Genomic DNA, 19,208 nt, shown 5'->3' with positions numbered 1-19,208 from the left:
TGGTGAGCACGGCCGCGGCGCTCGCGCGGGACTGACGCCCCGGCGCCACGGGGACGACGGGGAGGGGCGGGCCGGAATCATCCGGCCCGCCCCTCCCCGTCGTGCCGTCGCGTCCGCGGCTCAGGTGTCGTCGGGCTCCTGGCGCGGGTCGAGGATCCGCATGAGGTCCTCGATGGGCTGTTCCATGTCCGTGGACCGGTCGATCAGCCATTGCAGCTGGATGCCGTCGGCCACGGCGATCAGGAGGACCGCCAGCCGGTCCGGGGGGACGACGGAACTGATCCGTCCCTCGTCCACCCGCCCCTGGACGAAGGCCGCCACCCGCTCCCTCAGCACCGGGTAGCGCTCGGCGAAGTGTGCGTGGGCGGGGTGCGCCGGATCGCTGGCGGCCGCGGCCATGGAGACGAAGAGCTCGACCAGGCCGGGGGTCTTCGCGCTCTCCCTGATGATCTCGCGGTAGCTCTGCGGATCGTCGCGTTCCACCTGGCGCACCCGCGCCGTCTCGTCACGCATGCGCAGGACCTGGGTGAGCAGGTCCTCCTTCGAGTCGAAGTAGTGCATCAGCCCGGGCAGGCTGAGGCTGCACTTGGCCGCCACCTTGCGCAGGGAGGTACCGCGGTAGCCCTCCGCGGCAAAGATCTCCAGTGCCGCGTGCAGGATCTCGCTGCGCTTGGCCTCGCCCTTCTCGTACGGGCCCCGTTTCGCCATGCCGGTCACCCTAACGCGAGGACGGGACGGACACCGAGGCGAGACCCGCGGGGTCCGGCAGCCTGCGGCTCCGGGACAGGGCCCCCAGCCAGCGCGCCGACTCCTTGGGCGAGCGGACGAACGTGGTCCGGTCGACGGCGATGAGCCCGAACGTCGGCCGGAAGGTGCCCCACTCGTAGTTGTCCAGCGCGCTCCAGTGCAGATAGCCGCGTACGTCCACGCCGTCGTCCATCGCCGACGCCAGGCTCGTGAGCGCGCGGGCCGTGTAGGCGATGCGCTGCTCGTCGTCGTCGGTGGCGATGCCGTTCTCGGTGACGATGACGGGGACGTGCGGTCCGACCACGTCCGCCGTGTGCCGGACCGCCTCGCCGAGCGCCTCGGGGTAGACCTCCCAGCCGGTCAGCGTCGTCTCGCAGCCGGCGGGCGGCGGCAGCGGCCCGGCCGTGCCGATGCGGTGGCGGGTGTACGCCTGGACACCGATCCAGTCGTCCTCACGGGCGGCTTCGAGGAACACGTCCTCGCGCAGCCACGCGTAGGCGGTCAGCGCCGCTTCGGCGCCGGGCTCGGCCTGGTAGACCTGGTTGGCCACGGTCCAGCCGACCTGGAGGTCCGGGAGCGCGGCCTTCAGGACGGCAGTGGCGGCCCGGTGGGCCCGGACGAGCGCCCGCACCACCTCGGGGTCCGGTTCGAACGAGGCCGGGTCGACGGCGGCCGCCCCGCCCTCGCGGGCAGCGCCCGAACCCTGCGCGAGGCTCTCCCAGCCGTGCTCCGCCGCATGCCGCTTCAGGGCGTACATCAGCGCCATGATGTTCGGTTCGTTGATCGTGGCGACGTAGCGGACGCCGTCGCGCAGGATGTCGGTGGCGGTGTGCGCGTACGCGGCGAACAGTTCGGACGCCTCCGGTGCCGTCCAGCCCCCGAGGTCGCTGAACCACTGCGGCGAGGTGAAGTGATGGAGCGTCACCACCGGGGTCAGGCCACGCTCCAGCGCCCCTCTCACCATGGCCCGGTAGTGCTCGACTGCCGCCCGCGAGATCATCCCCCTGCGTGGCTCGATCCGGGCCCACTCGATGCTGAACCGGTAGGAGTCGAAGCCCAGTTCGCACAGCAGGTCCATGTCCTCGGGCCATCGGTGGAAGCTGTCCGCCGCGTCCCCGCTGGGCTCGGCCACGAAGCTGCCGGGGTGGTTCTCCAGGGCCCACCAGTCACTGGAGACGTTGCCCCCCTCGATCTGGTGGGCCGAGGTGGAGGCTCCCATGAGGAAGCCCTCCGGCAGCGCTGGACCGGGTCCGGCCGCGTTCACCATCGAGGTTCTCCTTCCGCCCGGAGCCGGGTCGCACCCACTCCGCAAAAAGCGTTCATTGATCGGTTTTCGTGTTAGCGTACAGGTGGCGGCGGTACGGGAGAAGAGGCGGCCGGGCCGAACTCGCACCGGAGCGGGCCGCGCAGAGCCCCAGGGGGCCGGACCGCCGAACCTGACCGCGCCGCTCCGGCCCCCTGGATCCACCCGCACAGAGGGAGAAGTCCCATGAACGCCGTCATCCCCCACGCCGATCCCGCGCCGCCGGCCGCCGGCGGAGTACTCGTGGCCTCGGGCCGCTGGCAGGTGGTGGCGGGTGACCCGGCCCTGGAACAGGTCGCCGACACCCTGCGCGCACTGCTCGCCCCGCACCTGTCCGACCGCCTGGTGCCGGCCGGGACGCGTCACACCGGGGTTCCCACGCTGACGCTCGCCCTCGACGACCTGCCCCGGGCGGCCCCCCGGACGACGCTGGGGGTGGACCCGGCGGGCGGCGCTCACCCGGCCGACGAGGCGTACCGGCTCCGGGTCACCGCCGACGGCATCACCTGCCTGGCCCGCACGGCGGAAGGGGCCTTCCGGGCCGGTACCACCGCCGCGCAGCTGATCGCCACGGCCCACGGGACGGGCGAACTCCCCTTCCAGGAAGTGGCGGACGCCCCGCGGTACGCCTGGCGCGGCCTCATGGTGGACCCGGCCCGCACCTTCCTCACCCCGGACGAACTGCGCCGGATCATCGACCTCGCCGCGCTCTACAAGCTCAACGTGCTGCACCTGCACCTCACCGACAACGAGGGCTGGCGCATCGAACTCCCGGGCACGCCCCGGCTGACGGAGCCCGGAGCGGACGGTCGGGCGCGGGACTTCTACACCGTGGCCGACTACCGGTCCCTCCAGGAGTACGCGGCCCGGCGCTTCGTCACCGTCGTCCCCGAGATCGACCTGCCGGGCCACTGCCGCACCCTCCGCGAGGCCGTACCGGGGCTGCGCGAGGCACCGGCCCCGGCCGGCCTCAAGGAGCGCTTCCCCTTCGTCCCGCCGCTGGACCTGACCGACGAGGCCACCCACGCGGCGGTCACCCGGATCCTCGCCGAGGTCTGCGAACTGACCACCGGGCCCCACGTCCACATCGGCGCCGACGAGGCGTTCGGCGCGACGCCCGAGAGCTTCGCCGCGTCCGTACGCGAACTGCGCGCGATCGTCCGCGCGTTCGGCAAGCGTCCGGTCGGCTGGCAGGAGTCGTCCCGCGCCGGGATCGAGCCGCGGGACATCGCCCAGCACTGGGTGGACGTGCCGATGATGGACCTGCCCGACACCTCCGAGGAGCTCGCCGGCCGTCCCGAGCTCGCGACCGCGGGCATGACCCCGGAGATCGTCGGGGCGCTCAAGTCGTTCTTCGCCCCCACGGACCAGGACGTCGAGCGGGTCGTCGAAGCGGGCGGGCGGATTCTGCTGTCGCCCCAGTCCCATCTGTACCTGGACCGGCCGTACGCCGCCGAGTCCGTACCGCCCGAGCAGGCCGGGACGGCCGGCCGGCTCGGCTTCACCGCCTACCGCCCCCGGAGCATCCGGCACACGGCGTCGTGGGATCCGTCCGCGTACCCGGTCCCCGACGCGTCCGTCGCGGGGGTGGAAGCCACCGTGTTCGCCGAGCGGTTCAAGGGCTTCGAGGACGTCACCGTCCTGCTGCTTCCCCGCCTCGCGTCCGTGGCGGAAGCCGCCTGGTGCGGACGCGCTCCGCAGTGGACGGAGTACCGCGAGCGCCTCGCCCGCCACGGACGGCTCTGGACGCAGCGGGGACTGGCGTACCTGCCGGGCACCGAGGTGCCCTGGGAGGGGGACGACCGGCAGGACCGCGGCTGATCCGGCACCGGGAGGGCGGCATCGGGTCCCGGACGCCCGCGGTCCAGGCCGTTGGCGGTCCCGAACACCGGGGTCTGGAACACCCGTTCCCCAACTCCTCCCGCACGGGCCGTTACCGGCACTTCCCGGGGCCGTTCTCAGGGCGTCGGCAGCCCCTGCCCGGACCCTCCCGGAGGACGACGTGGTGTCTTGTGCCCCTGTGCCCGTACGGGCTCCGGCACGTCCGCGTTCCCTCCCGACGATCGGAGCGCCTTGATGACTCCCCCGGTTCACTCGCAGTCCCGCACGCTCCCGCGCGGGAACCGGCCACCGGCAGGACGCGAGGACCGGCCGGCGAGCCCGGAATGGCTGCCGCCGGAGGAGTACGCCGAGACCGTGCTGAAGGCGACCGCGTTCGCCTGCCTGTACTTCACCGACGAGCAGGACCGTCCGCTGCAGTTGAAGGCGGTGTACTCCCGTACCCATGTGTGGCAGTTGGTCGGGGGAACGATGGACCCGGGCGAGCGACCGTGGGAGACGGCCCTGCGGGAGTGCCGGGAGGAGACCGGGATGGACTTCGAGGGCCCCGCCCGGCTCCTGGCGACGGTCTTCGGCCAGCCGGGCGCGGAGTGGCCCTACGCGACCATCGGCTTCGTCTTCGACGGCGGCCGGCTCACCGCCGGGCAGATCAGCGCCCTGACCCTGGACCCGGCCGAGCACGACGACGCACGCGTGCTGCCGCTGCCCGAGTGGCGGGCGCTCATGTCACCGAGGGACTTCGCCCGGCTGGAGGCGGTCGCGGAGGCCCGCCGGACCGGCACGGCCGCGTACGTCGGCGCGTGGGACTGGGACGACTGACACCGGGAGGCCGCGGCCGGCGGCGGCCAGGGTACGCTGCCCGGGGTCCGGCCCTTCTCGCTGAGCGGAACGATCCCATGCAGGTTGTCTTCACCGGCCGCGTCGTGGAATGGCGCGGTCCCTCGCCGTTCTACTTCGCCGCCGTGCCCGAGGAACAGGCCGCCGACATCCGTGAGGTGGCCGCGCTGGCCACGTACGGCTGGGGAGCGGTCCCGGTCGACGCCGAGATCGGCGGGACGGCCTTCACCACCTCGCTCTTCCCCAGGGACGGCGGCTATCTGCTGCCGCTCAAGAACGCGGTGCGCAAGCCGCAGAACCTCGCCGCCGGCGACGACGTGGCCGTGCGGCTGACCGTCCGCCTCTGAGCACACCGCCCCGGGGCCGCACCCGTGGCGCCGGTAGCGTGACGGGCATGACGAGCGAGGGTGATACGCCACCAGGTGAAGAGCTGACCGGCGGCATGATGAACGCGGGGGCGGTCTTCCGCCGCGGTGACCTGGTGGAACGTCCGGCGCCGCGCACCGCGCGCGCCCTCCACGCCCACCTCATCGCACTGCGTGAGCGGGGCTTCGACGCGGCCCCGGTTCCGGTCGGGCTCACCGAGGACGGCCGCGAGCAACTGACGTACCTCCCCGGCGACGTGGCGCTGCCGCCGTTTCCGGAGTGGGTGATGACGGAGGCCGCACTGCGGTCGGTGGGCAGGCTGCTGCGGCGTCTGCACGACGTGTCGGCGGCCGTCCCGGTCGACACCCTCGCCGACTGGCCGCGGGCCCTGTCCGACCCGGCGGGAGGCACGGTCCTCTGCCACAACGACGTGTGCCCGGAGAACGTCGTCTTCCGTGACGGCCGGGCGACGGCCCTGATCGACTTCGACCTGGCGGCTCCCGGCCGCCCCGTGTGGGACGTCGCCATGACGGCGCTGTACTGGGTTCCGGTGCGGGATCCCGAGTCCACGGCGGCCCAGTATCCCGCGGGGCTCGACACGGCGGGGCGGCTGCGGATCCTCGCCGACAGCTACGGCCTCTCCCGGCGGGAGCGCGCCGAACTGCCCGGGGTCATCGAGGAGGCCACCGCGTCCTGCCGGGCGTTCGTCGTCGGCCGGGTCGCCGACGGTGACCCGGTCTACGTCCGGGCGCTGGCCGAGCGGGGTGGCATGCGCCGCTGGGACCGCAGGCAGGAGTGGCTGGCCGCGCAACGCGAGGTGTTCACCGCCGCCTTGCTGGACTGAGGGCGTCCGGCACCGGTGCCGGACGCGCCTCGGCCGGACGCCGGGAGCGGCCGGCCGAGGGAGTCGGGTGGCCCCGCCCTACCTCTCCGCCTTGGACCGCCAGAGCAGCCAGGCGAAGTACGGGGCCCCGACCACGGCAGTCCCCACGCCCACCGGAATCTGTGTGGGCGCGATGACCGTACGGCCGATGGTGTCCGCGACGACGACCAGCAGGGACCCCAGCAGAGCGGCCACCGGCAGGACCCGCCCGTGGCGCTGGCCCACCAGGGCTCGCGCGGCGTGCGGCGCCACGAGTCCGACGAAGCCGATGACCCCGACCGCCGACACCGCGGTGGCGGTGAGCACGACGGCGATGGCGAGCAGGCCGAGCCGGTTCGTGCCGAGCCGGATTCCGAGCAGGCGCGGGGTGTCGGCGTCCAGCCCGATGAGGTCGAGTTCGCGGCGCCGGGCCGCGAGCACCGGCAGGGCGACGACCAGTGCGGCGAGTACGGGAAGGGTCTCCGGGAAGGTGCGCCCGTACGTCGATCCGGCGAGCCAGGCCAGTGCCTTCGTGCCGTTGAACGGGTCGGTCAGCACGATGAGGAGGCTGACGAACGCCGCGGCGCCCGCCGACACGCCGATGCCGATCAGCACCAGCCGGTTCTGCTCCAGTCCGCGCCGGGCGGCGAGGCCGAAGACGAGCGCGGCGGCGCCCGCCGCTCCGGCCAGGGCGGAACCGCTGACCGCCCAGTAGCTCGCGAGCGGTACGGCCGTCAGCGTGATGACGGCGCCCGCTCCCGCTCCCCCGACGACCCCGAGAATGCCGGGTTCGGCAAGGGGGTTGCGCGAGACCGCCTGCACCACGGTTCCCGCGACCGCGAGCGCGGCCCCGGCCAGCAGCGCGGCCGCGATCCGCGGCATCCGGCTGTCCAGGACGTAGGTGACGAACCGTCCGGAGCGTCCGGTGAGCCAGTTGACCACGTCCCCGAGCAGCAGCGGCGCGTCGCCCAGGAGTGCCGAGGCGACGACGGTCGCGGCGAGAGCGGCGCCGAGCACCACGAGGGTGACGACGAAGGCCCGGCGGCTGCGGAGGCGGACGAAGGCCGCCGCGGGGCCGCTGTCCCCCACGTCGTGGGAGCGGTAGGCGAGGGCGACGAGGACGACCGCGCCGAAGAAGCTGGTGACGATGCCGGTCGGTACGGCGGCGCCCGCCTGGCCGCCGAAGAGCGCGCGCAGCAGCACATCGGCGCCGAGCACGACGAACACGCCGGCCACCGAAGAGGCGGGCACGAACACGCGGTGGCGCAGCAGCGCGGGCACCCGGGCGCCGAGCAGGCGCACGATGGCCGGTGCGCACAGTCCGACGAAGCCGATGGGACCGGCGACGGTGACGGAGACGGCCGCGAGGACGACGGCGAGGACGACCGTGACCGCCCGGGTGACGCGGGGGCTGACGCCGACCACGGCGGCGTTGTCGTCGCCGAGGGCGAGGATGTCCAGCCGTCGGCCGAGCACGATCAGCCCGGCGAGTGCCACCAGGGCGACCGGGGCGAGGGGGTTGATCGTCTGCATGCCGATCTGTGCCAGTGAGCCGTTGCCCCAGGCGTAGAGACCGGTCGTCTGCTGGGCACGCAGGAGGAGGAGCATCTGGCTCAGGCCGCTGAGTCCGAGGGTGAGCGCGGAGCCGGCGAGGACGAGCCGGGTCGGGCCCGCTCCGGCCCGGGCGAGTCCCAGGACGACGGCGGCGGCGAGGAGTCCGCCGATCAGGGCCGTGCTGCCCGCCATGAGGGGCGGCAGGGTGATGCCGAACGCGGCGACGGCGACGACCGCGAGGTAGGCGCCGGCGTCGACGGCGAGCGTGTCGGGCGACGCCAGCACGTTGCGGGAAACGGACTGCAGTGCGGCGCCCGCGGCGCCGAGGGTGCAGCCGACGACCAGTCCCGCGGCGAGACGCGGCAGCCGGGACGCGACGAGGACGGCGTCGGCCTGGGCCGGTCCGTCGTCGCCGCCCGGCAGTTGTGCGGCGAAGGCCCGCCAGAGGGAGTGCGGTCCGACGGTCGCCGTGCCCTGGCTGATGTGCACGGCCGTCAGGACGAGCAGGGCCAGGAGAGCGCCGAGTGCCATGAGGGGCAGACTGCCGCGCCGGGCCGGCCGGGCGGCCGCGGCGGAGTGCGAGGACTCCGCCGGGCCGGCCGGTGACACGGGTGCGGCCTTCGCCGTACGGGTGCTCACGTTCACTTGGTCAGTGCGTCCACGACCGCGTCGACGTACTGCCTCATCGAGGCCGTGCCGCCGAACATCCAGACGCCGTCGGGGAGCCGGTGGACGTCGCCCTTCTTCACGAAGGGGAGCGACTTCCAGACCGCGTTGTCCTTCAGTCCGTCGGCGAACGGGTCGCCGCCGTCGGAGTCGTTGGCGATGTAGACGAACGAGGAGTCGCCGATCCTGGTGAGGCCCTCGACGTCGGTGGCCGCCAGCCCGTAGGCCTTGTCCCCCTTCATCGTCCACGGGCTGACCAGGCCGAGTTCGGTGTTGACGTCGGTGAGCAGCGATCCCTTGACGAACGGGCGCACCGAGACCTGGCTGCCCTCCTTCCAGCCGTCGGCGAAGGCGACCTTCTCGCCGGCGAGTCCGGCGGCGGCGATCTCCTTCCTGCCGTCGGCGAGCTTCTTCCGGAAGGAGGCGATCTCGGTCCTGGCCTTGTCCTGGGTGCCGGTGGCCTCGGCGATGAGGTTCACGTTGTCGGTCATCCGGTCGATCTGACGGCTCGCGTCGGCCGCCTTCACCACGATGAGGGGGGCCACCTTGGAGAGTTGCTTGATGGCGGAGCCGCTCAGGTCGTCCGTGGCGACGATCAGGTCGGGCTTGAGGCCGGCGACCGTGTCGACGCTGGGTTCGCCGCGGGTGCCTATGTCCGTGACGCCCTTGGGCAGCGGGGCCGCGGTGTCGTAGGCGTTGTAGCCCTTCACGTCGGCGACGCCGACCGGGTCGACGCCCAGGGTGATGAGCGATTCGACGACGTTCCATTCGGTGCCGACGACGCGCTTGGCGGGCCCGTCGAGCTTCACCTTCTGGCCGCGCGAGTCGGTGACGGTCAGCGTGGAGTCCGCGACCGTCTCCTTCTCGGGTGCCTCGGAGGTGCCGCAGCCGACGAGGGTGACCGCCGTGGCCGCCGCGATCGCGGGCCATGCCCAGTGCTTGGTCGTCATGGTTGTTCAGGGCCTTTCGAGCCGGAGGTGGTGTCGTCCCACCGCACGGGTGCGGGGGGTGCCGGTGGCGAGGTCGGTCTCGACCTCGATGCGGATGCCGTAGGTGTCGGTGAGCAGTGCGGGGTCGTACACCTGGGCGGGGGTGCCCGCGGCGGCGACGCGGCCCGCGGAGAGCAGGACGATCCGGTCCGCCACCGCGGCCGCCTGGTCCAGGTCGTGCAGAACGACCCCGATGGTCACGCCATGGGTGTCGGCGAGGTCCCGGACGAGGTCCAGGATCTCCACCTGGTAGCGCAGGTCGAGATAGGTCGTGGGCTCGTCGAGCAGCAGCACCTCGGTGTCCTGGGCCAGGCAGCAGGCGAACCAGACGCGCTGCAACTGGCCGCCGGAGAGGCTTTCGACGCCTCGGTCGGCGAGCTCGGTGACGTTCGTGACGGCGAGGGCGTGCTCGACGAGCCGCGCCCCGTCCGGGTCGCTGCCGCGCAGCCGGCTGCGGTAGGGGTGGCGTCCGAAGGCCACCACCTCGCGGACGCTGAGACCGGCAGGGGTCGCGCGGCTCTGTGCGAGGAGTGTGATGCGCCGGGCGAAGTCGGTACGTGAGAGGGCGAGGGCGTCGACGGGACCGCCGTCGCCCTCCTCCAGGGTGATGCTGCCGGTACGGGCCCGGTGCAGGCGGGCGACGGCACGCAACAGGGTCGACTTCCCGCTGCCGTTCGGGCCGATCAGTGCGGTGACCTGGCCGCGCGGCAGCCGCAGGTCGGCCTGGTGCACGACGTCGGTGCCGTCGTAGGCGACCGTGAGGTCCGTCGCGGCGAGCCCGGACCGGGCGGCGGAGTCCCCGGCGGGCACGCCGGGTTCGGCCACGGCGCGGCCACGCGGTGGGGTGTCTTCTCGGTCGAGTGGAGTCACGATCACGGGGCGAGGTTAGCCTAACCTAACCATGAATGAAAACCGGCCACCCTCGCAGGTCGATGGCCGGTTCACTGCGGGTCGCGCGCTGCCCCGAGGCGGCGGTCAGCCGGACTCGGGGTCAGCGCGCGGGTCGGCGCGGACCGGCTGCTACTCGGTGCGCAGGGCCGTGGCGGTGCGGGCCCTCGCCGCCCAGCCGGCGGGCAGGAGCGCGCCCAGGGTGGCGATGAGCAGGCCGCCGAGTGCGAGCGGGAGCAGCAGGGCCGCGTGGTAGACGGCGATGACGGAGGCGGGGAGGCGGAGCCCGGCGCCCTCGCCCATCGCGGGCATGACCCACCCGTGCAGGGCCACCCCGAGCGGCACACCCAGCGCACCCGCGACGAGCCCTGTCAGGGCGACCGAGGTCAGGACCATCGCGACGGTCTGGCGGGGCGTCATGCCGAGCGCCTTGTGCACACCGATCTCCCGGACGCGCTCGCGGGTGTCGAGCAGCACACCGTTGAGGACACCGAGCGCCGCCACGGCGACGAGCATCAGGGTGAGGACCCCGGCGAGCGCGTTGAGCGTGACGACCATGTCGCTGCCCCTGTCTGGCCCGCCCGCCCGCGCACTGACCCCCAGCGGCGTCAGGTCCTTGTTCAGCGCGTCGACGTAACCGGTGATGTCGGTGCCCGGCACGACCGCGATGTGATGGCTCGTCTCAGCCGTACGCGGAAGTGCGGTGGGGAGGCTCGCGGCGTCGGTGAACACCCGCATGCCGTCGTTGCGGGGGTCGAGGAGTTCGCCGACGATCCGGACCGTGGCCGGTCCGGCCGGTTCGCCGAGGCCGGTGAGAGCGACGGTGTCGCCGATACGGGTGCCGGTCGCGGCCAGGAAGGGCGTCGGGACCACGGCCTCGCCGGGCCCGTCGATCCAGCGTCCCGAGACCATCGTGTAGCCGCCCCAGGAGGCGTCGCCGGTGAAGGCGGTCACGTCGATGGTGCCGGTCAGCCCGGACACGGCCGCCCGTACCGTCGAGGCGCTGTAGTGCCTGCGCGTGCCGGCGGCGGCCCCGATCGCCGCGTCGACCTCGGCGGGTTCGGCCCGGGGCCCCTTCGCGGGAACCGGTCCCCCGGGGCCGGACTCCGGCAGGGGCGCCGCCACGGTGACATCGGCGGCGTCGTGGGCCTTGGCCTTCATCACCTCGCCGAGCGAGGCGCTCATGCCCACGGTGAACGTGACGGCGACGGTGCCGAACAGCACCGCCGCACCCATCGCCAGGGCGCGGGCGGGCCTCTCGAAGGGCCGGGCCAGGCCCAGGGCGACCGGCTGCGGCAACGGCAGCCGGCCGGCCAGGCGGGCCGCCCGGCGACCGCGCCCCGCCGACGCGGAACGTCCGACGGCGAGCGCGTCGACCGTACGCAGCCGGCCGGCCCGCCAGGCGCTCGCCCACGCGGTCACCGCCACCAGGCCGAGCACCCCCGCGATCACCGTCAGGTCGACCCACGGGACGACCGTCAGGGACGACGTGCCGTACAGCTCCCCGGTCTCGGCCAGCACGGGGACGGCGAGCAGATGGCCGGCCGGCACACCGAGTGCCGTACCGGCCGTGGCCGGGATCAGCGCCTGGCCGACGTACGCCCGCACGACCTGGGCCGGAGTGAACCCGACGGCCTTGAGGATGCCGATCCGGCGCGTTCCCGTACCGACGGCCGACGCGACGATGTTGCCGACGACGAGCACCGACATGACCAGGCCCAGCGCACCGAACGCGACGAGGAACGGGACGTAGAGGGAAGTGTCGCGCTCGGCCGTCTTCCTGACGGTCAGCCAGGACTGTTCGCCGGTCGCTGCTCCGGGGGGCAGGGACTCCGTCACGGCCTTGCGCCCGGCGGCGATCCCCGCGGCGGAGCCCGCGGAGGTGAACCGGTAGAGCATCTGGAATCCGCCGCCGCCCGGCGCGGTGAGCGCCGGCATCTGGGAAGGGACCACCCAGGCATCGGCGGTCCGCGTGACCGAACGGGCCACCCCGACCACCGTCAGCGCCGGGTCGCCCGGCAGCGCGGGGAAGACGACCTGACGGCCCGGGGTGGGGATGAGCGAGGAGTCGGCGGACAGCACGATCTCGCCGGGGCGCCCGGCCCACCGCCCGTCGAGCAGGGTCACCTCGTCCAGGTCCCGCCCGGGGCCGCTCCGGCCGGCCACGGTCATCGGCCACCCGGGACCCGCCGCGTCCGCCTTCGGGACGACCGTCGCCGTACGGAACGGCCCGGCCGCGCCGCTCACCCCCGCGGCCTCCCGGGACTCCGCCAGCTGACCCGCACTCACCCGGCCCGCGTCGAACTGCACGGACAGGTGCGCGCCGTGCCGCCGGGCGAAGGCGTCGTCGAAGGGCGCAGCGGAGACCACCAGCAGCGATCCGCCGAGGACGGAGGCGGCCACCGCCATCATCGTGGCGAGCCCGATCACCAGCGTCTGCACCCGGCGACGCCCCACCCCCGAGCGCACCACCCCACCGAGCCCGCTCATCGGACGGCCTCAGGGGTGACGGCGCAGGACCGGACGTCCTCGGTGATCCGGCCGTCGGCGATGCGGACCGTGCGGTCGGTGCACGACCGGGCCAGTGCCAGGTCGTGGGTGACCACGACGATGGTCTGCCCCTCGGCGTTGAGGTCCCTGAGCAGCCTGCTGACGTCCTGTCCCGCGGCCGTGTCCAGGGCCCCGGTCGGCTCGTCGGCCAGGAGCAGCGGCGGCTTGTTCATCAACGCCCTTGCCACGGCGACGCGTTGCCGCTCGCCGCCGGACAGCCGGCCCGGGTGGGCGCGGGCGTGCCGGCCGATGCCGAGGGTGTCCAGGAGTTCCTCCGCCCGGCGGACCGCCGGACCGCGTGCGGTTCCCGCGAGCCGTGCGGGCAGGACGACGTTGTCGATGACGGTCAGATCGTCGAGCAGGTTGAAGAACTGGAAGACCATGCCGATCTTCGAGCGCCGGTAGAGCGCCGATCCGCCCTCGCCCAGCCGGTCCACCCGCACCCCGTCCACGGTGACGGTCCCCGTATCGGGCCGGTCGAGACCCGCGATCAGGTTGAGCAGTGTGGACTTGCCGCTGCCGGAAGGGCCGAGGATCGCGACCGCCTCACCCGGCCGCACGGTCAGGGACGCCTCGTGCAGGGCGGGCGGGCCGTCGTCGTAACGGCGGCTCACCTCGCACAGTTCGATCACCGGCGTGGTCATGAGCGGTCTCCTTCAGTGCGGGCATCGGACCCGCCGAACGCTAGGAGCGCGCCCGGTCTTCGCGCGTCGGCCGCCCGGACCCTTCGCCGTACCGCAGCGGAACGACCCGGCGAAACGTCATCCCTGCGATGTAGGCGCCCGATGTACGGGCGGCGGCGGGAACGACCGCTGAGACGGACTCCCCCGGACCGGGGGGCGGCGAGAATGATCCGGTGATGAACGTGATGACGGCGCTGGAGCGGCTCTGGGTGCCCGCCCGTGAGGCGCTGCGCGACGTCGGGCTCCCCACCGGTCCACCACTGCGGCCCGGCCGCCGCGCCGTGCGGTTCGACGCGCTGGTGGCGCTGGTGCTCGGGGTCACGACCGTCTACTACGGCATCGACAACGCGGACAACGTCGTGGTGCGGGAGATCGCGCCCGGCGTGGAGTACGTGGTGGCGCGCCCGGCCGGAACCGGGGGCCTGGCCCTCATGGTCACGCTCGCGGCCATCGCCTCGGGGGCGCTCGCGCTGCGCCGCCGCTTCCCGCTCGCCGTGCTGTGCGTCGTGACCGCCGCGGTGCTGATGACACCGCACAGCGTGATGCGGCTGACCTTCTACGCCTTCGTGATCGCCGTCTACAGCGCCGCCGTCCACAGCCCCTACCGGGCGGCGACCCTGGCGGCGCTGCCCGTGTCGGTGCTGCTCGTCGGCACCTCGGGGAACTCGGTGACACCGATCGTCCCCAACGAGTACATCGCCCTGCTGATCCTGGTCCCGATGGCGGGGGCCTCCCTGGGGCTGCGCACCTGGAAGCTCCGGACCGACGAGGGCCGGGCCCGGCTGTCCGATCTGGAGCGCGAACAGGCCGAGGCCCTGCGCCGGGCGGTCGAGCGCGAGCGTGCGCGGATCGCGCGCGAACTGCACGACGTCGTCACGCACAACGTCAGCGTGATGGTCATTCAGGCGGGGGCCGCCCGCAAGGTCATGCGGACCGCCCCGGAGCAGGCCGGCGAGGCGCTGCTCGCCGTCGAGGCGGGCGGCCGGGCGGCCATGACCGAACTGCGGCACGTGATGGGGCTGCTGACGATGGCCGGCGAGGGCGCGCCGGACGACGGGAGCGGGCAGCCGGCGGGCGTGGAGCTGGCCCCGCAGCCCGGGCTGGACCAGTTGGACGCGCTCGTCGGGCGGGTCAGGGACGCCGGGCTGCCGGTCGGGCTGACCGTGACCGGCCCGTCCCGCGAGATCCCGCCCGGTATCGGGCTCGCCGCCTACCGCGTGGTGCAGGAAGCCCTCACCAACACGGTGAAACACGCCTCGGGCGCCACTGCCGCCGTGACCGTCGAGTACGGCCCGGAGCGGCTCCGGGTGGAGGTCACCGATACCGGTGGACGGCCGGGGCGGGACGCGGGCTCCGGCAACGGCCGGGGCCTGATCGGACTGCGGGAGCGTCTCGCCGTCTACGACGGGACCCTGCACACCGCCCGGCGGCTGACCGGCGGCTACCGTGTGGAAGCGCTGATCCCCCTGGAGGCACCGTGACCGAGCCCCTGCGGGTGCTCCTCGCCGACGACCAGACCCTGGTCCGCACCGGATTCCGGATGATTCTCGGTGCCGACGGCATCGCCGTCGTCGCCGAGGCGGTCAACGGGGCCGAAGCGGTCGAGGCGGCCCGGCGCACCCGGCCCGACGTGATCCTGATGGATGTCCGGATGCCCGAGATGGACGGCCTGGAGGCCACCCGCCGCATCCTGACCGGCGCCCCGGGCGAACCCCGCGTCATCATCCTGACCACCTTCGACCTCGACCGGTACGTGTACGCGGCACTGTCCGCCGGGGCCAGCGGCTTCCTCCTCAAGGACGTCACGCCCGAGCACCTGGCCTCGGCCGTCCGCACGGTCCGGACCGGTGACGCCCTGCTCGCGCCCGCCATCACCCGCCGGCTCGTGCAGCGGTTCGCCCGGCGCGGCGGCGACGCGGCCGCCCTCCACCGCGACCTGGCCGCGCTCACCCCGCGCGAACTGGAGGTCCTCGGCCTGCTGGCCCAGGGGCTGAGCAACGCCGAACTCGCCGCCCGCCTCCACCTGGCCGAGACGACCGTCAAGACGCACGTCGCCCGCATCCTCGCCAAGCTCGGTCTCCGTGACCGGGTCCAGGCGGTCATCGTGGCCTACGAGACGGGGCTGGTAAGCGCCGGTGGGCACGAGGACGCAGGGCGGTCAGCCGAGCAGGCGTAGCAACGGCTGTCCGGGCCGGGGAAAACCACTGGCGGACCGGGTTCCGCGCGGACGACGATGGGCGGATGAGTGATCAACCCGAACGATGGACCAGGTCCACCGTCTACCCGGACATGTGGGCGGACCCGGACGACGACCCCCGCAACAGCGAGGGCGGGAATGCGGAGGGCGAGCTCGCGACCCTGCAGGACTTCCTCTCGGACTACCGACTGACCCTGCGCATGAAGTGCGAGGGCCTGGATCCGGAACAGCTGGCCCGGCGTTCGGTTCCGCCGTCGACCATGTCGCTCCTGGGCCTCGTGCGTCATCTCGCCGAGGTCGAGCGGGACTGGCGCAACTGGATCAGCGACGGTGATCCGCTGCCGAAGCTGTACGGCGCACACGACGCGGACTTCGACGGCGCGGTCGCCGATCAGGCCGTGGTCGACGGTGCCTACGCCGATCTGGCGCGGGAGCAGGCCGCGCTCGACACCGCGCTGGCCGGGCACCCCGATCTGGGTGAGCGGCTGGGGAAGGACGGGATCGCGCTCCGGGAGCTGATGGTGCACAGGATCGACGAGTACGCCCGTCACTGCGGGCACGCCGACCTGCTGCGCGAGTGCGTCGACGGACGGGTGGGCCAGTAGCCCCCGCCCCGGGGACGGATCAGCTGGTGCCGGTGCGTACGGCGGTCGCCACCAGGGTGGTGAAGTGCATCGTGAAGCGGCCGCCGAGGGAGTCGATGGCCCGTCCGACCGCGTCGAGTATCCCCGCGAGCCGGTCGGGAGCCAGCTGTGTGAGACCCCCGGTCGTCGGCAGCAGGTCCAGCCACTGGTCACGCGTGTAGGTGCGCTCCCAGTCGAACCGCCACTGCTCGGGTACGTCGAAACGCCCCGCCTCACGCATCGTTGCGCCGACCTTCGCGTAGACCGCCTCGTAGAGCTCCACCGGACGGTGGGCCGGCTGGTCCTTGAACGGCGAGTCGGGCACCGCTTTCCGGAAGGCGGCGGCGAACGGCTCGGCCACCTCGGGCGGCGGCTCGTAGGCGTGCCCGAAAACGGCGAGCCGTCCTCCCGGGCGCAGCACGTCCGCCGCCTTCGCGGCGCCCGCGGCCGGATCCACCCAGTGCCACGACTGCGCGGCGACGACCATGTCGAAGGTCCGCCCGGCCGGTGACCAGGCCTCGAACGTCCCCACCTCGACCGGCAGACCACGGGTCCGGGCGAGGGCGGCCATGCGTTCGTCGGGCTCGACCCCGAGCACCTCGCAGCCAGCGGCCCGGAACTGGCGGGCCGCGATGCCCGTGCCGCAGCCGACGTCGAGGACATCGGCGCCGGGACTCGCGGCGACGATTCGCGCCACCAACACGTCGGGATACGGGGGCCGGGCCCGGTCGTAGCGCTGCGCGTCGACGCCGAACGACTCGGCCATCCCTCGCGCCCGGTGCGCTTCCGCCCGCGGCTGTTCCGGCTGCTCTCGCGGTAGTATGGGCATGCGCCCACTCTAGTGGGCACATGCCCACTGGGCAACGGACGCCAGGGCCCGAACGTACGGAGGGATCGGTCAGTGCCGACCGGAGTACATCTGCGCGACGCGCGGCAGCAGCTGTTCGACGCCGCGGAACAGGTGCTCCTGCGCGACGGGCCGAGCGGGCTGACCAGCCGGGCCGTCACCGACGAGGCGGGCTGCGCCAAGGGCGTCCTGCACCGGCACTTCGACGGTTTCGACGGCTTCCTGGCCGCGCTGGTGCTCGACCGGGCCGCGCAACTCGAGGCACGGGCCGCCGTGTTGCGCGAGGCCGCCGGCACCGGAACGGTCACGGGCAACCTCACCGCCGCGCTCACCGGCCTGTTCGGACCGGTTCCGCTGGCGATCATCCCGCTCATCACGTTCAGGGACGAGCTGCGCACCCGGCTGCGGCAGGCCCGGCCCGGCGGCGGCATCGCGATCCTCGCCGAGGTGACGACCGCGGTCTCCGACCATCTGGCCGACGAGCGGGACCGGGGCCGTATCGCGGCCGACGCCGACATCGGCTCGCTCACCCTCTCCCTGGTCGGCGGGGGCCATCTCCTGTTCGCGGACCGCGATCCCGGCCCGCCGGATGCGGCGGCCGTCGACAGGTTCGTGACAGCGGCGACGGCCGACGCCGTCCGACGGCGGCCGGTCTGACGTGCCGGCCCGCCGCCGCCCCGGCCCCGGTCAGGAAGACCGGCCGCCGAACTGCCAGCGGTGCACCTCGACGGCGGCGTACCGGCCCGCCGTCAGCACGGCGCGGGCGGTGCCCGGGTCCGGCGCCCGGACCAGCGCCGCCGCCCCCAGCCGGACGGAACCGTCGTCGGAGAGCAGCGGACCGAAGGCGATCAGGTCCTCCCGGTCCGGCGGCACGTCGAGATCGGCGTCCTGCTCCATGCCGAGTCCGAGCACCAGATAGCGGTCACCCTCGCTGTCCCCGCCGGCGAATTCCCACATGGTGCGCCCCAGGCCGTTGTGCCACCGGCGCAGCATCACGTCCTGGTACACGCCTGCCTGGTAGCCGGGCTCATCGAAGGCGAACGCGCGGGCGGCCGCAGGATCCGGCAGGTCGAGGATGTGCACGCTGCCGGTGGGTTCGGAGCCGTCGTCGGTGAGCGTCGGCCCCCTGGCGATCATCTCCTTCGCATAGCCGTCCATGTACGCCCAATGGTCTTCCAGCAGTTCGTGGCGCAAGGGCAGGGATCCGGGCCGGTCGCGGTGGTAGCAGAAGAACTCCATCCCCACAGGGTGCCGTCGGGGCGGTGTCCCGTCGAGCGAATTCGCCGTGGGCGTGCCGGGGGCGCCCGCCGGGTCGGCGCGGACCCGGTGGGCCAGATGGCCGCCCGACTCAGGTGGCCGCCCGGCTCGCGAGGTACTCGGTGAGGCCCCGGTCGGTGAGCGGGTAGTAGTCGGAGAGCAGCCCGCCCTCGTCGAGGCGTTGGCGCGCGAACGCCTCCCGGTCCTGGTGCAGCAGGGAGTCCTCGGCGAGCGGGATCGCGTTCTGCTGCGGCACGACGACGGCGCCGTCCTCGTCGGCGACGATCAGGTCGCCGGGCGTGACGAGGGAGCCGCCGACACCGACCGGTACGTTGAAGGCCGACGGAAACAGCTCGGTCTGCGAGGCGTAGTGCGGGGTGACACCGGTGCACCAGATGGGGACACCGAGCGCACGCACCCGGGCCGCGTCCCGTACCCGGCCGTCCACCACGATCCCGGCCCCGCCGCGCAGCTTGAAGTAGCGCACGAGCATGTCGCCGAGGCAGCCGGTGAAGTGACTGCCGTGAGCCGCCACGACCAGGATGTCACCCGGCTGGATCGACTCCAGAACGCCCCAGAGCGGGGTCTTGCTCTCGATGTCCTCCTGCTCGGCGCCGTTGAAGACGTCCTCCCGCTGCGGGAGGAACTGCAGGGTCACGGCGCCGCCGGTGATCTTGACGTCCGGTTCGCGGTGCAGCGGGACGGGGCCGTCGATGAACGTCCGGGTGATGCCCATCTGATGCAGCTTCGCGCAGGCGGTCGCCGCGCTCACGTCCTTCAGGGCGTCCACCATCTGCGCCGTGGGCCGCACGTAGGACGAGGTGTGGACCGGTGATCGCATCGACGCGTAGGCACCGGTCCCCTCCGTCCCGTTCGTGCGGGTCTCCCCCGTCGGCGCCGCCGTCTGTTCCTCCATCGGGTGCATGCACGTGCCTCTCCGCGCGCTCGTCGCACGCAACGCCAGTGACATCATCGCCTATCGATGGTAGATAACAGCCAA

The 19,208-nt window shown here is 73.4% G+C and carries 18 protein-coding genes; 8 read left to right on the top strand and 10 right to left on the bottom strand.

The genetic code is table 11. The features are described 5' to 3' along the window. Nucleotides 1-120: 120 nt before the first annotated feature. Both OG408_RS37380 and OG408_RS37375 read right to left on the bottom strand, forming a co-directional pair. Nucleotides 121-708: a TetR/AcrR family transcriptional regulator gene (locus OG408_RS37380; RefSeq protein WP_326673950.1), complete on the bottom strand. Its 588-nt coding sequence runs from the start codon at nucleotides 706-708 to the stop codon at nucleotides 121-123. 10 nt (nucleotides 709-718) lie between these two features. Beyond that, nucleotides 719-2,014, bottom strand: coding sequence for a glycoside hydrolase family 1 protein (locus OG408_RS37375; protein WP_326673948.1), 1,296 nt, complete (start codon nucleotides 2,012-2,014; stop codon nucleotides 719-721). Nucleotides 2,015-2,236: 222 nt separating this feature from the next. Between OG408_RS37375 and OG408_RS37370 the strand changes: the two genes are divergently transcribed. The 4 genes from OG408_RS37370 to OG408_RS37355 all read left to right on the top strand — a co-directional run bounded on the left by OG408_RS37370 (nucleotide 2,237) and on the right by OG408_RS37355 (nucleotide 5,936). Beyond that, nucleotides 2,237-3,871: a family 20 glycosylhydrolase gene (locus OG408_RS37370; RefSeq protein ID WP_326673946.1), complete on the top strand. Its 1,635-nt coding sequence runs from the start codon at nucleotides 2,237-2,239 to the stop codon at nucleotides 3,869-3,871. Between the two features lie 255 nt (nucleotides 3,872-4,126). Further along, a complete protein-coding gene (locus tag OG408_RS37365; protein WP_326673945.1) occupies nucleotides 4,127-4,708 on the top strand; it encodes an NUDIX hydrolase in 582 nt (193 codons plus the stop codon). A 77-nt stretch (nucleotides 4,709-4,785) separates the two neighbouring features. Further along, the gene (locus tag OG408_RS37360; RefSeq protein ID WP_285564506.1) at nucleotides 4,786-5,073 is read left to right on the top strand and encodes a DUF1905 domain-containing protein; all 288 of its coding nucleotides are present in this window, start codon (nucleotides 4,786-4,788) and stop codon (nucleotides 5,071-5,073) included. Nucleotides 5,074-5,120: 47 nt separating this feature from the next. Continuing rightward, a complete protein-coding gene (locus tag OG408_RS37355; protein ID WP_326673944.1) occupies nucleotides 5,121-5,936 on the top strand; it encodes a phosphotransferase family protein in 816 nt (271 codons plus the stop codon). A gap of 78 nt (nucleotides 5,937-6,014) precedes the next feature. Here the strand turns inward: OG408_RS37355 and OG408_RS37350 are convergent, their stop codons facing one another. From OG408_RS37350 to OG408_RS37330, 5 genes are all read right to left on the bottom strand, one after another. Continuing rightward, nucleotides 6,015-8,153 carry an iron ABC transporter permease gene (locus OG408_RS37350; RefSeq protein ID WP_442806101.1) on the bottom strand — a complete coding sequence of 713 codons (2,139 nt, stop codon included), beginning with the start codon at nucleotides 8,151-8,153 and terminating at the stop codon, nucleotides 6,015-6,017. Next, nucleotides 8,150-9,124 (bottom strand): ABC transporter substrate-binding protein, encoded by a 975-nt coding sequence (locus OG408_RS37345; protein WP_285564509.1) that lies wholly within the window; start codon nucleotides 9,122-9,124, stop codon nucleotides 8,150-8,152. Before OG408_RS37345 ends, OG408_RS37350 begins: the two co-directional genes overlap by 4 nt. Before the next feature lie 6 nt (nucleotides 9,125-9,130). Then, a complete protein-coding gene (locus tag OG408_RS37340) occupies nucleotides 9,131-10,033 on the bottom strand; it encodes an ABC transporter ATP-binding protein (protein WP_442806155.1) in 903 nt (300 codons plus the stop codon). A gap of 150 nt (nucleotides 10,034-10,183) precedes the next feature. Further along, nucleotides 10,184-12,541: an ABC transporter permease gene (locus OG408_RS37335; RefSeq protein WP_326673941.1), complete on the bottom strand. Its 2,358-nt coding sequence runs from the start codon at nucleotides 12,539-12,541 to the stop codon at nucleotides 10,184-10,186. Beyond that, the gene (locus OG408_RS37330; protein WP_326673939.1) at nucleotides 12,538-13,245 is read right to left on the bottom strand and encodes an ABC transporter ATP-binding protein; all 708 of its coding nucleotides are present in this window, start codon (nucleotides 13,243-13,245) and stop codon (nucleotides 12,538-12,540) included. Before OG408_RS37330 ends, OG408_RS37335 begins: the two co-directional genes overlap by 4 nt. Nucleotides 13,246-13,469: 224 nt before the next feature. Here OG408_RS37330 and OG408_RS37325 point away from each other — a divergent pair, with 224 nt between their 5' ends. The 3 genes from OG408_RS37325 (at nucleotide 13,470) to OG408_RS37315 (ending at nucleotide 16,086) form a co-directional block, all read left to right on the top strand. Then, on the top strand, nucleotides 13,470-14,765 hold the full coding sequence (locus OG408_RS37325; RefSeq protein WP_326674648.1) for a sensor histidine kinase: 1,296 nt from the start codon (nucleotides 13,470-13,472) through the stop codon (nucleotides 14,763-14,765). After that, the gene (locus OG408_RS37320) at nucleotides 14,762-15,460 is read left to right on the top strand and encodes a response regulator transcription factor (RefSeq protein ID WP_326673937.1); all 699 of its coding nucleotides are present in this window, start codon (nucleotides 14,762-14,764) and stop codon (nucleotides 15,458-15,460) included. Before OG408_RS37325 ends, OG408_RS37320 begins: the two co-directional genes overlap by 4 nt. Before the next feature lie 65 nt (nucleotides 15,461-15,525). Continuing rightward, nucleotides 15,526-16,086, top strand: coding sequence for a DinB family protein (locus OG408_RS37315; protein ID WP_326673936.1), 561 nt, complete (start codon nucleotides 15,526-15,528; stop codon nucleotides 16,084-16,086). Nucleotides 16,087-16,105: 19 nt separating this feature from the next. Here OG408_RS37315 and OG408_RS37310 read toward each other — a convergent pair whose 3' ends face one another. Beyond that, nucleotides 16,106-16,933 (bottom strand): class I SAM-dependent methyltransferase, encoded by an 828-nt coding sequence (locus tag OG408_RS37310; protein ID WP_326673935.1) that lies wholly within the window; start codon nucleotides 16,931-16,933, stop codon nucleotides 16,106-16,108. Nucleotides 16,934-17,005: 72 nt separating this feature from the next. On the opposite strand from OG408_RS37310, the gene OG408_RS37305 reads away from it, so the two are divergent. Next, nucleotides 17,006-17,608 (top strand): TetR/AcrR family transcriptional regulator, encoded by a 603-nt coding sequence (locus OG408_RS37305; protein WP_326673933.1) that lies wholly within the window; start codon nucleotides 17,006-17,008, stop codon nucleotides 17,606-17,608. 30 nt (nucleotides 17,609-17,638) lie between these two features. Here OG408_RS37305 and OG408_RS37300 read toward each other — a convergent pair whose 3' ends face one another. Both OG408_RS37300 and OG408_RS37295 read right to left on the bottom strand, forming a co-directional pair. Continuing rightward, the gene (locus OG408_RS37300; RefSeq protein WP_326673932.1) at nucleotides 17,639-18,190 is read right to left on the bottom strand and encodes a YciI family protein; all 552 of its coding nucleotides are present in this window, start codon (nucleotides 18,188-18,190) and stop codon (nucleotides 17,639-17,641) included. A gap of 109 nt (nucleotides 18,191-18,299) precedes the next feature. Continuing rightward, nucleotides 18,300-19,133, bottom strand: coding sequence for a ribonuclease activity regulator RraA (locus OG408_RS37295; RefSeq protein WP_285564517.1), 834 nt, complete (start codon nucleotides 19,131-19,133; stop codon nucleotides 18,300-18,302). Nucleotides 19,134-19,208 lie beyond the last annotated feature (75 nt).

The sequence above is a fragment of the Streptomyces sp. NBC_01257 genome (assembly GCF_035917255.1).
GTDB lineage: Bacteria > Actinomycetota > Actinomycetes > Streptomycetales > Streptomycetaceae > Streptomyces.
This window is presented reverse-complemented; position numbering and strand designations above follow the sequence as displayed.

Excerpts from the sequence above, each read along its gene's own strand:
- OG408_RS37315 (WP_326673936.1), top strand. The coding sequence starts at position 15,526 with ATGAGTGATCAACCCGAACGATGGACCAGGTCCACCGTCTACCCGGAC.
- OG408_RS37310 (WP_326673935.1), bottom strand. The coding sequence starts at position 16,933 with ATGCCCATACTACCGCGAGAGCAGCCGGAACAGCCGCGGGCGGAAGCG.
- OG408_RS37360 (WP_285564506.1), top strand. The coding sequence starts at position 4,786 with ATGCAGGTTGTCTTCACCGGCCGCGTCGTGGAATGGCGCGGTCCCTCG.
- OG408_RS37300 (WP_326673932.1), bottom strand. The coding sequence starts at position 18,190 with ATGGAGTTCTTCTGCTACCACCGCGACCGGCCCGGATCCCTGCCCTTG.
- OG408_RS37345 (WP_285564509.1), bottom strand. The coding sequence starts at position 9,124 with ATGACGACCAAGCACTGGGCATGGCCCGCGATCGCGGCGGCCACGGCG.
- OG408_RS37330 (WP_326673939.1), bottom strand. The coding sequence starts at position 13,245 with ATGACCACGCCGGTGATCGAACTGTGCGAGGTGAGCCGCCGTTACGAC.
- OG408_RS37335 (WP_326673941.1), bottom strand. The coding sequence starts at position 12,541 with ATGAGCGGGCTCGGTGGGGTGGTGCGCTCGGGGGTGGGGCGTCGCCGG.
- OG408_RS37325 (WP_326674648.1), top strand. The coding sequence starts at position 13,470 with ATGACGGCGCTGGAGCGGCTCTGGGTGCCCGCCCGTGAGGCGCTGCGC.
- OG408_RS37355 (WP_326673944.1), top strand. The coding sequence starts at position 5,121 with ATGACGAGCGAGGGTGATACGCCACCAGGTGAAGAGCTGACCGGCGGC.
- OG408_RS37295 (WP_285564517.1), bottom strand. The coding sequence starts at position 19,133 with ATGCACCCGATGGAGGAACAGACGGCGGCGCCGACGGGGGAGACCCGC.
- OG408_RS37370 (WP_326673946.1), top strand. The coding sequence starts at position 2,237 with ATGAACGCCGTCATCCCCCACGCCGATCCCGCGCCGCCGGCCGCCGGC.
- OG408_RS37380 (WP_326673950.1), bottom strand. The coding sequence starts at position 708 with ATGGCGAAACGGGGCCCGTACGAGAAGGGCGAGGCCAAGCGCAGCGAG.
- OG408_RS37365 (WP_326673945.1), top strand. The coding sequence starts at position 4,127 with ATGACTCCCCCGGTTCACTCGCAGTCCCGCACGCTCCCGCGCGGGAAC.
- OG408_RS37375 (WP_326673948.1), bottom strand. The coding sequence starts at position 2,014 with ATGGTGAACGCGGCCGGACCCGGTCCAGCGCTGCCGGAGGGCTTCCTC.